The 15,896-nt window shown below is 42.5% G+C and carries 15 protein-coding genes; 6 read left to right on the forward strand and 9 right to left on the reverse strand.

Features of this window, described 5'->3' with window-relative positions; translation table 11 throughout:
* Positions 1-276: 276 nt before the first annotated feature.
* From CDO33_RS11425 to CDO33_RS11440, 4 genes are all read right to left on the reverse strand, one after another.
* Positions 277-1,473, reverse strand: a complete 1,197-nt coding sequence (locus tag CDO33_RS11425; protein WP_242973323.1) for a class I SAM-dependent rRNA methyltransferase — start codon at positions 1,471-1,473, stop codon at positions 277-279.
* A 386-nt stretch (positions 1,474-1,859) separates the two neighbouring features.
* Positions 1,860-2,990: a glycerate kinase family protein gene (locus CDO33_RS11430; RefSeq protein WP_103080120.1), complete on the reverse strand. Its 1,131-nt coding sequence runs from the start codon at positions 2,988-2,990 to the stop codon at positions 1,860-1,862.
* A 119-nt stretch (positions 2,991-3,109) separates the two neighbouring features.
* Positions 3,110-4,513, reverse strand: a complete 1,404-nt coding sequence (locus CDO33_RS11435) for a GntP family permease (RefSeq protein ID WP_103080121.1) — start codon at positions 4,511-4,513, stop codon at positions 3,110-3,112.
* A 222-nt stretch (positions 4,514-4,735) separates the two neighbouring features.
* On the reverse strand, positions 4,736-5,899 hold the full coding sequence (locus CDO33_RS11440; protein WP_103080122.1) for a CdaR family transcriptional regulator: 1,164 nt from the start codon (positions 5,897-5,899) through the stop codon (positions 4,736-4,738).
* Positions 5,900-6,159: 260 nt separating this feature from the next.
* Between CDO33_RS11440 and CDO33_RS11445 the strand changes: the two genes are divergently transcribed.
* Together CDO33_RS11445 and CDO33_RS11450 are read left to right on the forward strand one after the other, a co-directional pair.
* Complete coding sequence (locus tag CDO33_RS11445; protein WP_103080123.1) at positions 6,160-7,440, forward strand: hypothetical protein; 1,281 nt, start codon at positions 6,160-6,162, stop codon at positions 7,438-7,440.
* Positions 7,441-7,454: 14 nt separating this feature from the next.
* Entirely contained in the window at positions 7,455-8,123 is a 669-nt protein-coding gene (locus CDO33_RS11450) for a DUF6320 domain-containing protein (RefSeq protein WP_103080124.1), read from the forward strand.
* A gap of 5 nt (positions 8,124-8,128) precedes the next feature.
* On the opposite strand, the gene truA is transcribed toward CDO33_RS11450, so the two are convergent.
* The 5 genes from truA to CDO33_RS11475 all read right to left on the reverse strand — a co-directional run bounded on the left by truA (position 8,129) and on the right by CDO33_RS11475 (position 12,421).
* Positions 8,129-8,866, reverse strand: coding sequence for a tRNA pseudouridine(38-40) synthase TruA (gene truA / locus CDO33_RS11455; RefSeq protein ID WP_103080125.1), 738 nt, complete (start codon positions 8,864-8,866; stop codon positions 8,129-8,131).
* 534 nt (positions 8,867-9,400) lie between these two features.
* Entirely contained in the window at positions 9,401-9,592 is a 192-nt protein-coding gene (locus CDO33_RS11460) for a hypothetical protein (RefSeq protein WP_103080126.1), read from the reverse strand.
* 124 nt (positions 9,593-9,716) lie between these two features.
* Positions 9,717-10,499 carry an ABC transporter permease gene (locus CDO33_RS11465; RefSeq protein ID WP_103080127.1) on the reverse strand — a complete coding sequence of 261 codons (783 nt, stop codon included), beginning with the start codon at positions 10,497-10,499 and terminating at the stop codon, positions 9,717-9,719.
* 144 nt (positions 10,500-10,643) lie between these two features.
* On the reverse strand, positions 10,644-11,447 hold the full coding sequence (locus tag CDO33_RS11470) for an ABC transporter permease (RefSeq protein WP_103080128.1): 804 nt from the start codon (positions 11,445-11,447) through the stop codon (positions 10,644-10,646).
* Positions 11,444-12,421, reverse strand: coding sequence for an ABC transporter ATP-binding protein (locus CDO33_RS11475; protein WP_103080129.1), 978 nt, complete (start codon positions 12,419-12,421; stop codon positions 11,444-11,446). The genes CDO33_RS11470 and CDO33_RS11475 overlap by 4 nt, the downstream gene beginning before the upstream one ends.
* Before the next feature lie 786 nt (positions 12,422-13,207).
* Between CDO33_RS11475 and CDO33_RS11480 the strand changes: the two genes are divergently transcribed.
* Genes CDO33_RS11480 through CDO33_RS11495 form a run of 4 tightly spaced genes read left to right on the forward strand, consistent with a single transcriptional unit; the run spans position 13,208 to position 15,872 of the window.
* Positions 13,208-13,477: a TM1266 family iron-only hydrogenase system putative regulator gene (locus CDO33_RS11480; RefSeq protein ID WP_103080130.1), complete on the forward strand. Its 270-nt coding sequence runs from the start codon at positions 13,208-13,210 to the stop codon at positions 13,475-13,477.
* Positions 13,474-14,538 (forward strand): ABC transporter substrate-binding protein, encoded by a 1,065-nt coding sequence (locus CDO33_RS11485; protein ID WP_103080131.1) that lies wholly within the window; start codon positions 13,474-13,476, stop codon positions 14,536-14,538. The genes CDO33_RS11480 and CDO33_RS11485 overlap by 4 nt, the downstream gene beginning before the upstream one ends.
* Positions 14,516-15,280, forward strand: a complete 765-nt coding sequence (locus tag CDO33_RS11490) for an ABC transporter permease (protein ID WP_103080132.1) — start codon at positions 14,516-14,518, stop codon at positions 15,278-15,280. Before CDO33_RS11485 ends, CDO33_RS11490 begins: the two co-directional genes overlap by 23 nt.
* Before the next feature lies 1 nt (position 15,281).
* Positions 15,282-15,872, forward strand: a complete 591-nt coding sequence (locus CDO33_RS11495; protein WP_103080133.1) for an ATP-binding cassette domain-containing protein — start codon at positions 15,282-15,284, stop codon at positions 15,870-15,872.
* The last annotated feature ends 24 nt before the right edge of the window (positions 15,873-15,896 follow it).

The raw sequence follows: 15,896 nt of genomic DNA on the forward strand, positions 1-15,896 counted from the left end.
CTTTGATTAAATATATGTGATTTTAATACTTTGTACGAATTGCACCCTAACCTTTATCAGGGTATTTATAAAAAACTAGCATGTTGTAAAATAGCATCAGTAACTCTATGTAAATTTTATACCTTATGCAAATTTAATGCAGCATAATGTTCTAAGCAGATTTATATAATCAATATCCTGAAAGTGATGAAAACAGCAACGATAAAGAAAGCCGCTTTTATGCTCTTTATCCATAGGAGCATAAGCGGCATTTCTTTTAAATTGGTTTGCTCTACCCTATTTTTCAGTGCAAACCTGAAAAATAAAAAATTTAAGATAAAACGACTCATCAGCCGCCCAAAGAATAGGATGGTCGGGAGCTTGCGTCCGGTACTCAACCTGCCTCAAGCGCTTTCTGGCATCCTTTGCGGCAAGGGCAATGGTTTTTTCAAACAGCTCCCGGGTCATAAAATGGGAGCAGGAACATGTCACCAGAAAACCCCCGTCCTTTACCAGCTTCATCCCCCGCAAATTTATCTCCTTATATCCTTTAGCCGCTTTCTTTACTGATTCTCTGGACTTGGTGAAAGCAGGCGGATCCAGTATGACCACATCAAATTGCTCACCTTTTTCTTCAAGCTGCGGCAGTAAATCAAAAACATCTGCAGCCTGGAAGCGTACTGTTCCCTCCAGGCCGTTTAATCTCGCGTTTTCTTCTGCTTCCGCTATGGCCAGCTCCGATGCATCCACACCCAAGACAGAAGCTGCCCCGGCAGCTCCTGCATTCAAAGCAAAAGAACCGGTATGGGTAAAGCAGTCCAATACTTTTGCTCCCTTGCACAGAGGTCTTATCGCAGCACGGTTGAGCTTTTGATCCAGAAAAAAGCCGGTTTTTTGGCCTTTTTCAACATCCACATAGTATTTGACACCGTTTTCCACAATCTGAACCTTGGTATCGAAAGGGTCGCCAATGAAGCCTTTTACTGGCTCCATGCCTTCTAAAGCCCGCACTTTTGCATCACTGCGTTCATAAACTCCCCGTATCGGCATTCCTTCCTCAGCAAGGATTTTTTTCAATGCCTCCACAATTTTCAATTTAAACCGGTCGATCCCCAGAGCAAGGGACTGAACCACCAGAACGTCGGAATATTTGTCCACTACCATTCCGGGTAGAAAATCGGCTTCTCCGAATATAAGGCGGCAACTGGACATATCTATGGTGCGCTTTCTGTATTCCACACAGTCTCTGACCCTCTGCTCTATAAAAGCGTCATCGATGACCTGTCCTTCCTTGCGGCTCATCATCCTGACCGTTATTTTGGAATTGGTGTTTATGAATCCTGTTCCCAAAGGATAACCGTTAAAGGCCTCAACCTTTACCAAATCACCATTGGTAAAGTTCCCATCTATCCTGCCAATTTCATTATCATAGATCCAGGCTCCCCCGGCACTCAAAGTCCTTCCTTCACCTTTTTTCAAAATCACTGTCGCCATACTGTTTTCTGTCTCCTTACGCATGCAAATCTTTTAATACAATTATCTTTCATAATTCCTTTCCTTATACGATTTTAAACTACATAACATAAAACATCAAGGAAGATTAAAAAGCCATCCCGGATTCATCACAACATCGAAAATCTTCCGGAATGGCTTTTATGCTCTATCTGATAATTTCTCGATACCTTACTTAATTTGTTGTGCCAGCTATTTGAGACAGTGTTGTTGAGAGTTAATAGAGATAGTTTGCGAAGTGAAAGATAAGACAAATCACATGAATTTAAGTCGACTGATTTGCCCCGCAACAAACATACCAGCTCTTCAACTCGGAACTATACTATTGAAAATGCCAGCTCAATTAGTCAAATTTACTGCCTCAGTCTTCATCTGTACAGCGATATAAAGCGCATGAGGTTATCCATGGTAAGGGCGAGGTCACTTTTACTGCGTAGCTTTGCTTCACTGAACGGAATTGCCACGCGGTTTATGCTGAAAATAGCGCTTACACCTTCATCGTATACACCTTCAATGTCATCACCGATATCCCCCACGATAGCTATCAAAGGAACTCCCTTTTTCTTAGTCCGTCGGGCCACACCGATAACCACCTTGCCGCCAAGCGACTGGGAATCGATTTTGCCTTCACCGCTGAAAACCAAATCAGCTCCATCCAGAAGCTCATTGAAGTGTACGGCATCCAGCACGGTTTCAATACCCATCTGCAGCTTGCTGCCAAAAAAGGCTGCCATACCGCCTCCCATACCTCCTGCAGCTCCTGCGCCTTTAAGATTGATGATGTCTCTGCCTAAATCTTTTTTAACTATTTCAGCCATATGGGCAAGGTTTTGGTCAAGGATGCGCACCATGGCCTCATCGGCACCCTTTTGCGGAGCAAACACAGCTGCAGCGCCCCGTGGGCCGCAAAGAGGATTATCTATATCACACATGGTAATCATCTCCACCCCTTTGAGGTCAGGGTCTAAGCCACTGGTGTCAATAGATGCAATTTCGGACAGAGATTCACCCACAGGTATAAAGGACTCACCCTTTGAATTGATAAACCGTACACCCAGGGCTGCTGCCGCTCCGGTACCTCCGTCATTAGTGGCGCTGCCTCCCAGTCCTATTATAATCTTCCTGCATCCTGAAGCGACGGCATGACTGATAAGCTGGCCGACACCGTATGTTGTGGTTTTTTCTGCATGCTTGTTCTCACCCACCAAGGGAAGGCCTGCTGCAGCCGCCATCTCCACCACGGCGGTATTATCCGGCAAAATCCCATAGAAACTCTTTATATCTTCAAAATAAGGACCTTTTACGGTAAGATGCACCTTTTTTCCTCCAACCGCCGCCAGGAAAGAATCCACCGTGCCTTCCCCACCGTCGGCGACCGGGATGCTGATCACCTCGGTCTCAGGATAGTAGGTATGAATAGCTTTTTTCATTATTTCGCAGATTTCACTGGATGACATGGTTCCTTTAAAGGAATCCGGAATGAGCAGTATCTTTTTCATAACATTCTCCTTATTTTTGCCGCAGTTATAATGTATTTACGCCACATATTTTACCACAAATTTAAAAGCACTGGGGCAGTAATTGCTTACCGCCCCAGGAATATTACAAATGCATAGCCTTATCTAAATATCATATAGAGAATTAACACTCCTACCATTGAAGCCAGACCCTCCACCAGAGTTATCATTGTCTGGGTCTTGTAACCCTGTTCCGGTTTCATTGCTCCAAAGTTGGTAACAACCCAGAAGTATGAATCATTAGCGTGGGAGACAGTCATCGCTCCTGCACCAATGGCCATAACCGTGAGGACACTCATCACAGGGGATTCCAGCCCCATAAGTCCCATAAGGGGCGCCATGATACCGGCTGTGGTAGTGAGAGCCACGGTGGATGAACCCTGGGCTGATTTGAGGATGGCTGACAGTATGAACGGGAAGAATATACCCACTGTCTGCAATAGAGTCGCTTTCGACGTAATATATTCAACCATGCCGGAAACTGCAATAACCTTGCCTAAAACTCCTCCTGCTGCAGTTACAAACAGGATGGGACCGACTGTTTTCAATGTGCTGTCGGTTATGCTGTAAAACTCTTTCATTTTCTTGGTGTCAGCCAACAGCAATACACCAAACAGGGTGCCTACAGCAAGAGCAATTATAGGTGTGCCCAAGAAAGTGAAGAGAGTAAGGGCAGTACCGGTCCAACGTGCCATAGAAGCGATGGAACCCAATGCCATGAGTATAATCGGTACAATGATGGGGCTAAGGGCGAGCATTCCGTTAGGCAGACGTCCATATTCAGCCACAATCTGTTCATAAGTCTTTACAATTTCACCATCTTTTACAGCAGCGTCGGCCTCATCACCGGATTTAACCTTTTTCCCTATAAACTTTGCATAAAAGTATGAAGCTACCAGGGCAGGTATGGAAACCAGCACACCCATTCCCATAACCAGAAGCATATTATTTCCAACGCCAAGAGTGTTGGCGGCAGCAATAGGTCCTGGTGTCGGAGGAATAAATACATGGGAAGCATACAATCCTGCAGACAAGCAAAGCGTCATCGCTACGCTGCTGGTTTGCGTACGCCTTACAAGAGCTCTACGGATAGGATTTAAGATTACAAAGCCGCTGTCACAGAAAACAGGGATGGAAACAACCCAACCCATTATCAACATAGCAAGGTCGGGACGTTTTTTTCCAACCAGCTTGACAACCATATCCGCCAGTTTGAATGCAGCTCCGGTTACCTCAAGAATGGTGCCTATCAAAGCACCCAGGATAATAACTATACCAATACTGGTAAAAGTGCCGCTGAAACCTGCTCCGATAACGTTAGCCAGGCCCTGTACCACAGTGCCGTCATCTTTGGTAACGTTTACCAGAGGAATGCCCGCAACAAGTCCCAAAATAAGCGATACGCCCATGATGGACAGGAAGGGGTGGATTTTCAGCTTGGAAATTGCCACAATCATTACGATGATGGAAACCACAAACGCAATAATAAGACCAAATCCAGACATAAGACTGCCTCCTTAATAATTTTTTTGACCCTTAGCCTTGGCTTAAGGTCCGGCAAATTGACGAAAGCTCTGCTTATGTAAGCTTTCCGGCTACAAAGATGTGTTTTTTACATCTAATATAATACAGGCTTTCATCAAGTTTGTATATGTCTGCAGTAACATTTTGATGGTCAAATTTATGTTACCAATAACAGCATAGCTTTAAAATACAGCCATTCAGTATCATTCCCCATAAATTGTCATATCATTCTTCACATCCCGGAAAAACAGTACTGCAATGTAAAAAACCGCACTGTTGCTGGGAAGCCGCACGTCATATCCGGTTATTTCCTCCAGCTTTTTTAACTTATACTGCAGTGTGTTTTTATGCATGTACAATTTTTGCGCTGCAAGACTTATGGAGCCTTCCGCTGAGAAATAGGCTTCTAAGATATTTATCCAGTGCAGTATCTTTTCATAGCTGCAGCCGGTAAAAATCTTCCTGAGATACTCCTCTTTCACTGACTTTGGAATATCCTCCATAAATATTTCCATATTGATCTGGTCATACAGCAAGATAGAGTGATTTGACACAAGGCATGCGTGGGAGGCTTTGTTTGCTTTTGCATAAGCAGTTCTGACATCAGTGGTTCCAGACTCTCCGCTGTCAATCCCTATAAGCAGGTCCACATCTAAGTTTCTTTTTATATGCTGAACAAGCTTCTCTGCCAGTGCCTTCATCATTTCATCGCTTCGGGGCGATACCAAACAAACCTGCTTGGTTGTCAGCCGCAGATATATATTTGACTGCTCCTGGGAGATAAACCGCTGTACTTCTCTTTCCACCTTTTCAATCAGCTTCTGCCCTTCACCGGTACCGGCAAGCTGCCGGAAACCATTAATGCGCAGCACCATTGCCCTCCTTGGCCGGGTTATATCAATATGCAGCGCTACACCTCGTTCTATGAAAGCACTGCCTTGCTCCAGGCCGGAACCTAAGATCCAGTCTTCTAAAAATCGGTTCCTGATTTTATTGTCAAACCTCTCCTGCTCCCGGTTATAGCTCTCCCGCACCAAAATTTCAGTCATCTTCTTCACAATCTGGCCATAATTGTATACTTGCTCGTATTCACCGGTGATACCCACAACACCGATGGTCTCACCATTGATGACTATTGGCAGGTTAAGACCGGTCCTGGTGGTAGGAGTCTGCGCTTCCGGGGTGACATAAAATTCAGGCAAGCCTTCCTCAATTATCTTTTTTGCGCCTTCATGAAAATTACCGATGCGCTGGGGATCAGTGCTGGCTATAATATAACCTTGAGCATCCATTATATTCACATTTTGCTTGACAATAGTGCTTATCTCATTGGCAATTTGCTGCGCACTTTCTGTAGAAAGATGCAATTTTTCATCTCCTCCCCTTCTTTTATTGTTTTTATGATCACTTTATAAGTTCCATAATATAAGTTTATATTGTGGAGTTTAAAATATCCATATGTGTGAAGCAAAGAATTTAATGAAAAAGAGGGTCGATTGCACGTTGATTTTCCACCTTTATTTGGATAAACTAATATATAAACGCAGGGAGAGATAGCTTCGCAATAGAAAGCTTTAGACTAGATTATATATTTTATGTGCCAACAGGATAAGGATGAAGAACGTATATGACTCACCGCAGAAAAGTTGAATGGACAAGGTTGGATAATGCATCGAAGTATTTTGCTGCAACCAGTAGCGACAGGGATACCAAGGTTTTCCGGCTTACATGCGAACTGTATGAGGCTGTGGACCCTGAAATTCTGCAAAAGGCCCTGGATCTGACTGTGGAAAGCTTTCCCTTGTATAAATCCGTTTTAAGGAGAGGATTTTTTTGGTATTACCTTGAAACCAGCGATATTAAGCCCACTGTCCAAATAGAATCCAATCCGGTCTGCGCCCCTATTTATTTAAGAGACAGGCGAAATCTGCTGTTTAGGACTTTTTACTACAATAACAGAGTTAATCTGGAAGTATTCCATTCCCTCTCCGACGGAACTGGTGCCCTTTGGTTCATGCAGACTCTTGTCCATCATTATCTGGTTCTAAAGCACGGGCATGACATGGGAGGTAAAATTCCCGAACTGAATTACAGCGCTCCCATGAGCAAAAAAATGGATGACAGCTTCAGCAGGTTTTATACCGGTAAAGGAGCGCATAAGGAAAAGAATGGAGACAATGAAAAGGAAAAAGGCGTTACAGCTTACCATCTTCGGGGGACAAGACTGGAGGAGAACCGCATTAAGCTGATAGAAGGCTCCATGTCGGTAAAAGCCGTTCTGGAGCTTGCTCATGAATTTAACGCCACGTTAACCGTTTTTATCGCATCCCTGTTCATATATTCCATATACAAGGAAATGCCGTCCCGGGTGAAAAACCGCCCGGTGGTTTTATCCATACCCATAAACTTAAGACAGTTCTTTGAATCGGTAACTGCGCGTAACTTTTTCAGCACTATGAAGGTTGGGTATTTTTTTGATAAAAACAGGGATGATCTGGAAAGCATAGTTGAAAAGGTCAACGACAGCTTCCGGAGAGAGCTTACGGAAGAGAACCTGAATATGCAATTGAACCGGTTTATGGCACTGGAAAAGAACATCCTCGCCAGAATTGTGCCTCTTCCCTTTAAGGATTATTTCATCCGTGCTGCCAATAAGCTGAATGACAGAGGTATTACCGCTGCCTTGTCCAATATAGGCCGGATCAACATGCCGGCAGAGTTTGATGCTTATATCCGACAGTTCAGCGTATGCACCAGTGTCAGAAGACCGCAGATCTGCATGTGCTCCTATGGAGACAGGCTTGTTATCAGTTTTACTTCGCCTTACCGGGATACCGATATACAAAGGACCTTCTTTCAATTCCTCGCCAAAAAGGGAATTGAAATTGAGATATCATCCAATATATAGAAAGGAAGAGGTCTATGAAATATTGCGATCATTGCCAGGTTCATTTGCGCGGGAACAGAGATGTATGCCCCCTGTGCGGAAATATGCTGCCGGAAGGCAGTGAAGGCAGCCTCCAGGAGGAAATATGCCCTGTAATACCTCCTTCTTATGAAAGCCATCTGGCTGTTAAAATCATGGTCTTTATATCAATAGTAGCCACAGTAGCGAGCTTCGCTGTTTATATAATATTTCCTACAGATATTAACTGGCCCATCCTGGTATTATTGGGGATTCTCAGCATGTGGGTCAGCTTGGTCGTGGTTATACGGAAAAGGCACAATATGCCCAAAAATATAATGTGGCAGGTTACGATTGTGTCGGCGCTTTCAGTTGTCTGGGACTGGAAAACCGGCTGGAGAGGATGGTCATTGGAATTTTTCATCCCAATTGCCTGTGTTACGGCTATGCTGGTCATGTATGTGACTGCAAAAATCATGAAGCTCAGTGTAAGGGATTATATTGCCTATGCACTGCTGAACGGTCTTTTTGGCATCATCCCGGGATTGTTTATTCTCCTCGATTGGATAAAAGTCTATCATGCTTCTATAGCGTGCATAGCATTAAGCATTATTTTCATATCTGCCATATTCATATTCCAAGGGGAGAATATCAAAGCCGAGTTGAAAAAAAGGATGCATATATGACACTGCTAATAAGTAATTTTCTCCAGGTATAGTCCGCAGGCATCAGCAATAAATCCTGCCAGGCTTCTGTCCTTGGATTCTATTATGTCCGGTATGGTTGCGGCATCAAGTTTTCCCAGTCCGACCTCTATCAATGTCCCCACTATCTTCCGCGCCATATTGTGGAGAAATCCATTGCCTATCAGCCTGATCAGTATGAAACCATCCTCCTGATCTATGGTAATGGAATATATTTTACGCACCATGGATTTTTTCTTGGACTTGGCATTGGAAAAAGCAGTAAAATCATGTTCTCCAATGAAGTATTCCCTTGCTTCCTTCATCTTATCAATATCCAGCTTGTTCTCAATATGCATGCTGTATTTTCTCATGAAAGGGTTTGAGTATTCCTTATTCCAAATCTTATACAAATATGCTTTATACTTTGCATTATATCTGGCATGAAACCTTTCGGGAACGGCTTCAACGTCCAAAATGCATATATCCTTTGGCAGATACCTGTTCAAATACTCTTTTATATCGGATTCCGCAAAGTTTTTACTGGTTTTAAAATTGGCTACCTGAGCCAAGGCATGCACTCCGGCATCAGTTCTGCTGCAGCCTATGACTTCTATAGGCTCCCCCGTCATCTCAGAAAGCACATTCTCCAGTTTGCCCTGAATTGTATTATCAGTGTCACCCAGGCGCTGCCAGCCTTTATAGCGGCTGCCATCATACTGAGCTATAAGCTTGTAATTATACATCGCTTCCTCCTGTCACTTTGCTATCGTAATGAAATCTTCTGTCAGAACCGGCCTGTAACACCATTGCGTCCATCTTCCTATAACCCCTATCAATTTAAGTCGTTAACACAAAATGAGAATGTTGTTTTATTATTGATTGTGTTTTGCAAGCATGGCTTTGAGAGATTATACTGACATTTTCCAAGCGCAGGTTCTGTATAAAAGATATTTTATAAACCAATATATAAAACATATCCATAATTACATAAAACCGGTTCGATTTCAGCTGATTAAAATAGATTATTGCCACACTGAAATGGTTCAAAACACATAAAAATCAACCATCTATTATTAGCTGAACTCACTCCTGCACTATATAAATTGAATTTTACATGAATCAGTACTTTAACTATAATGATTTTTACCATATTTATATAGTGTGCCGGCAATTTGCATCTATATTTAAATATAGCAATTTCTGCAATCTGCAGTCAAGCTTTTACAGTATAAAGAAACGGCTGCATTTCTCTTTGCAGCCGTTTCTTTGAATATATCTTAAATATTTTTAAATTCCCGCCCTTTGTTCATTTTATAAAAAATGCAGCCATTCGTAAATTCCGGTGAACAGCATGCATTTTCGAAATCTAAGTATAAGTCATCGTTTCTATCTACTGAGCCATTTTCAAATTTTGATAAATGCAAGTCAGGAGAAACCGGGTTATTTTTGTTCAATTTTTTATAATCCATAACATGCACCTCCTGTATTATATAATCTCCCATCTTCTTATATTAAATTTATACCCTCCACAGAAGTATCGAAACATAAAACATGGAAGATGAACGCTTTTATGGAAAACTCAGAAATGCATCGTTATGAACCGGTAGATCTGTAGTGCCTTACTCCGATCCTCCATACAAGAAAGCATGGAAAAACAAACAGAATACCACAAAGGGGTGACAGCATATATAAAATCTCATTTCCTTCCACCCTGTCCAATACATACATCAAAGGATAGTAATTCATACAGCCAAAAGGAATTACAAAGGTGAAAAAACGGGCAATCCATTTTTTGTAAATGTCAAGAGGGTATTGGCTCATTTCCCTGCCCCCATCGGTAAATATATTGGCAACCTCAATGCCTTGAATTGTCCAGAAACACAAAGTTGCAGCAAGAACGAATATACCTGTAAAGATGAACACCCCGCTTACAACCATTAAAACCAATGTAATCGCTTTGGCTGCATTCCAATCGATGGGCAGATTCATCAATGCCCATATCAGAACTCCTATGCTTTGCAACAGCCTGCCTACCCGGGTGAATTCAAACCTTGAGCCCATGACTTGTATAACTGTACTGCGTGGCCTTACCAAAACCCTGTCAAACTCCCCTGCAGACACCATTCTTGAAAATGCATCAAAACCTCTGGCAAAGCATTCAGTAATGGCAAAGGCCATATTGGCAACTGAGAAGCATAAAGCCACTTCAAAAAAGCTCCATCCTTTTATATTTCCAAACCTCTCAAAAAGAAAATACAGGCTCACAAAAATTGAAAGAGGTACAAAAAACTGTCCCAGGGTAAGCAGCCAGAAAGAAATCCTATACTGCATTTGAGCTTTAAGTAAAATTTTTAAATACTTAAAATAAAGGCGCATTAATAATAAAGCTCCTTTCTTTGTTAAATCATGATACTTGAAAACCAAACAGGTTTGATTTCAGGTAGTCTGGATGAAGGATGGACAAACCCGCAATAGCGGGTTAAATCTCAACCATATAGCCGGCAGCAAGCTTTACTTATATCAACCGCCCTGCACCACTACTCTTTTTAAAGCTTTTCCCAGCAGTCCTCTGCCTGACACAACAAGTATCCCCAGCCATATTAGCTGTATTAAGATGCTTTTCATGGCTTCTTCCACCGGAATATTTCCGCTGTATACCCTGAAAGGCAGATCAGAGGCCAAACGAAACGGAAGAATATATGCAATCCTCTGAAGCCATTCAGGCATTAGGGGTATCGGTATGAGCACCCCTGAAAAAAAGTCCCCGATTATGTTGAACAATAGTTGCGATCCTGTCGGTGACATAGTATAGAATACTGAGATATATATAAACATGGATGTTGCTACCAGCACCAACAGACCCAGTAAAAGCGTCACTATAAACATAATAAATGCATCAATTCCCGGAGGTACGGACAGTCCATAATGCTCCGGCAGTAAAAAAGCAATGATTAGAATGGGAAAGCACCTCAACAGAGCACTGGAGAGCCTCTGCGCGACAAGTTTTGAATACCAGAAACCATATATCCCGCTTGGACGGCATAACTCATAAGCAATATTGCCGCTGGTAATCAGGTCAAAAATCTCCCCATCCCTGAACCAAAATGTAATAAATGCGAGAAACGCCTGCTGCAGCCAGACATAATCAATCAACTGCTCCAAGGTTATGGGCTGTTTGACAGAAGCATTTTGGTAAAAGGCTTCGTAAATCATTATGAACATAAACCCCCAGAAAAACTGGGTTGCCACCCCTGCTAAAGCTGCCGTCCTGTATTGCAGCCCATTTATCAAACGCATTTTAAAAACGGAAGCATATACTTTCATAAGGCATACTCCTTGTATAATTCCACAATGATCTCTTCAATGGGCGGATTTTCCACAGTCACATCCGTTAATTCCAGCTTGTCGGAAAGCATGGATATCACATCGGAAACCTTTACTTTTTTAGTATCAACATACAGAGAAGCTCTTTCCGGTGACCATGAGAGAAGCTTGGTTCCAGCAATTTCTATAGGTTGATGATTTTCACTATAGTCGACAGTAATAGTTTTATTTGCTCCAAACCTGTTTCTAAGGTCTTTAAGACTGCCGTCATAGAGGATTCTGCCTTTTCCAATCAGCAGCACCCTTTCAGCCAAAGCTTCAATATCATTCATATCATGGGTGGTCAGGATGACAGTAACCTTTTTTTCCTTGTTAATTTTCTTTATAAAATTACGCACAGCGATCTTTGATACTGCATCCAGTCCTATGGTAGGCTCATCCAGAAAAAGTATCCTCGGATTGTGCAAAAGAGACGCAGCTATCTCACAGCGCATTCTCTGACCCAGACTCAGCTGCCGTACGGGAGTGTTTATAATGCCTGATATATCCAGCGTCTGTACAAGCATATCCAGATTATTGGAATACTCATTTTGTGGTATTTTATATATATCTTTCAAAAGCTCAAAGGAGTCAATTACGGGCACATCCCACCATAGCTGGGACCGTTGCCCGAAAACCACGCCAATGTTTTTCACATGGGCAATTCTCTCTTTCCATGGTGTCCGGCCTAAAATCTCACACTTTCCGCTGTCCGGGACGAGGATTCCGCTCATCACTTTTATTGTTGTGGATTTGCCTGCACCATTGGGTCCGATATAACCGACAACTTCTCCTTCTTCAATTTTAAATGAGACATCCCGGAGTGCATCTATCGCAATGTATTCCCTTTTAAACATGGCCTTTGCTGCCGCTATGAACCCGGCAGAACGCTTTGCCACCTTAAAGGTCTTGCATATTCCTTCAACTGTGATCATTTTACACCTCCCAGATTTTCATCATAATGGAAATATAATTTTATATTAACGTAACCAATGGTGCAAGATTTTTTTGTTCTTTGTATTAGTTTTCAAAACTGATACTCCTTTGATTGCATACATAAAAATACGAATGGCCTTTATATTATTGGTTGTGTTTTGCCAGCACGAATGATCGGGATAATTTTTAGGATGATTAATAAGGCAATTAATAAGATATAATTAATAAGATAATTTATTAAATAATTGTTTAAGATTATTATTTAATATGTTTATTTTGGATGATTAATTTAGAGCAGCAATTTGCAATGATTATTTGGGATATTTATTTTGGATAACTATTGGTGATGATTTTAAGTATATTTATTTTCGATAATCATTTGCGCTGTCTATTTAGATATACTTGTTAAGGAGGGCTTTTAGAAATTGCTCGCACAGGGATGACAAAAATCAAAGTGAATTGCTTGACCTTTTTATGCACCCGAACCACTCTTAAGCTTAGAGCTTAATCCGAAAAGCACTGATAAATCAGTTAATATAAGTTTTGTTAATATTTTATCATAATGTATTTGACTAATTTACCCAGTAATTCTATAATAAAAATAAAAACAATATTGCTTAGCCTGACGCATTTGGGTTCGTCCCGGATAGAAAGGTTACGGATATATATGGATAACAGTTTCCGTGCCTTCTGGTGCGGTTTATTTTTTTACCGGAACAATGTTAAGAGCTTAGAACCAGAGATGCCACTATAAAATTAACTATATATCAAAGGAGGTTTTCCGGATGGAAAACAGGATATCTGTAATAAGCATCATCGTTGAGGATACTGAGATATCTTCCAAAGTGAATGAACTGCTGCATGATTTCGGAAAGTATATCATCGGCAGAATGGGGATTCCATACAGAGACCGCGGTATCTCAATCATATGCGTAGTCTTGGATGCACCAGGAGATGTAACCAGTTCACTGTCGGGTAAGCTCGGAATGCTAAAAGGCGTAACAACAAAAACTATAGTTGCAAAAAGCAAAAAGGAAAAGGACGGATTGACATGAAAAAACTATTATCGGCATTGTTAATTCTAACATTAACAGCTATGATGCTGGCAGGATGCAATACAGCATCCAACAAGGCTGACAACAACAAGGAAACCTCCTCCACATCATCCGATGAGATTACCACATCGGAAGAACCAAAGGAGCAGTCGGATGAACAGAAATATGAACCCGTTGACATCCGTATAGGCGGGCTTAAAGGGCCGACTTCCATAGGCATGGTAAAATTGATGGAATCAGCAGAAGCCGGCGCAGCAGCAAATAATTATTCTTTTACCATCGCCGGTTCGGCAGATGAGTTGACTCCCAAGCTTATCCAGGGAGAACTGGATATTGCCGCAGTTCCTGCCAACCTTGCTTCGGTGCTTTACAATAATACCAACAAAGCGATAAAGCTTCTGGCGGTAAACACCCTGGGTGTTCTTTATATTGTAGAAAAAGGAAGCGCAATTGATTCTTTGGATGACCTGAAAGGCAAAACCATCTATGCCACCGGAAAAGGTTCCGTGCCGGAATACAACCTGAGGTATCTCCTATCTCAGAATGGCATTGATCCTGATAAAGACGTGACCATCGAATGGAAGACTGAGCCAACTGAGGTAGTGGCTTTGCTTAAAGAGACGGACGGCGGTATTGCCATGCTTCCGCAGCCCTATGTTACCGTTGCCCAAACTCAGGTGGAAGGACTTAATATAGCTGTTGATCTTACCCAAGCTTGGGATGAGCTGAATAACAGAAGTGCTTTGATAACCGGTGTGCTGGTTGTGAGAAAGGAGTTTGCGGAAAAATATCCCGGACAGATTGCCGCATTCCTTGATGAATACAAGCTTTCTACCGAATATGTGAATGCAAATGTTTCAGAAGCTGCCAAGCTGGTAGAAAAGTTTGATATAGTAAAAGCGGCGGTTGCAGAAAAGGCTATTCCCTACTGCAACATCACCTACCTTGAAGGGGCGGAAATGAAGGACGCTATGGAAGGATATCTTGGCGTGCTTTTCGAGCAAAATCCGAAATCTGTAGGAGGTGTCCTTCCGGAAGATGATTTTTATTACACCCGGTAGGCAGAAAATTGAAAAGGCAATATCCATATTTTTAGCGCTAGCCATATGGCAAGTGGGTGCAATGCTGCTTGATAACAGCCTGCTTCTGGTAACACCTGCGGCAGTTGCCAAGAGGCTTGTAAGCCTTTTGGCAGAACCTGATTTCCTTAGTTCCGTGGGATTTTCGCTGGTGCGTATCATTTCCGGTTTTTTACTGGCATTGGTTGCCGGAAGCGTCCTTTCTGTAATCGCCGGGCGCTTCCGCCCTGCTGAGACATTGCTCTGGCCTTATATGACTGCCATCAAAACGGTACCGGTGGCATCTTTCATCATCCTTTGCCTGATATGGCTCAGCTCTAAGAATCTTTCGACATTCATATCCTTCTTGATGGTGCTTCCTATTATATACACAAACATGCTTCAGGGGATAAAAAGCACCGATCGCAAGCTTCTTGAAATGGCCCAGCTGTTTCGCGCAGGTTGGCTCAAGAAGATGAAGTACATATATATTCCCCACATCAAGCCTTATCTTCTTTCTGCCTGCAGTGTGTCCATAGGGTTGTCGTGGAAGTCAGGCATAGCGGCAGAAGTCATCGGAATACCCGATGGTTCCATTGGGGAGAAGCTTTATGAGGCAAAGGTGTATTTGAGCTCCGGAGATCTGTTTGCCTGGACGATTGTAATAGTTGTGCTGTGCATTGCCTTCGATAAGCTGTTTTTGCTGCTTCTAAAAAAACTGTTTGTCAGATTGGAGAAATCATAACATGGATATCGTAGTTTCGGAGATAACCAAAAGGTTTGGTTCCATCCTCGTTCTGGACCGCTTCAGCGCCACGTTTCCCAAAAGCGAGCTTACTTTTTTAATGGGACCTTCCGGATGTGGAAAGACCACTTTTCTTAACATCCTTATGGGTTTCATTTCCCCCGATGAAGGTACCATCAGTGGAGTTCCCGAGCTGAAAAGCGCCGTGTTTCAGGAGGATAGACTCTGCGAAAGCTTTAATGCCGTCTCCAATGTGCGTCTTGCATGTGACCGGAAAGTTGACAAAAACACCATCATTTCACACCTGGAAAGGATCGGCCTTAAAGGTAGTCTATCGAAGCCTGTAAGCGAGCTAAGCGGTGGAATGAAACGCAGGGTGGCCATAGTGCGGGCTATGCTGGCGGAAAGCGATATACTGTTTCTTGACGAGCCTTTCAAAGGCTTGGATGATGAAACAAAGAAAACTACAATGCAGTATGTGAAAGACAACATGGGAAAAAGGACTGTTATTATGGTAACCCACGATATGGACGAAGTGAAAGCCTTAGGCGGAAGGCTGATAACCATGTCCGGGAAACCTGCCTCCCTTTGAATCTAAACATCTAATGCTTCAACA

Source organism: Clostridium thermosuccinogenes (genome assembly GCF_002896855.1).
Classification (GTDB): Bacteria; Bacillota; Clostridia; order Acetivibrionales; family DSM-5807; genus Pseudoclostridium; species Pseudoclostridium thermosuccinogenes.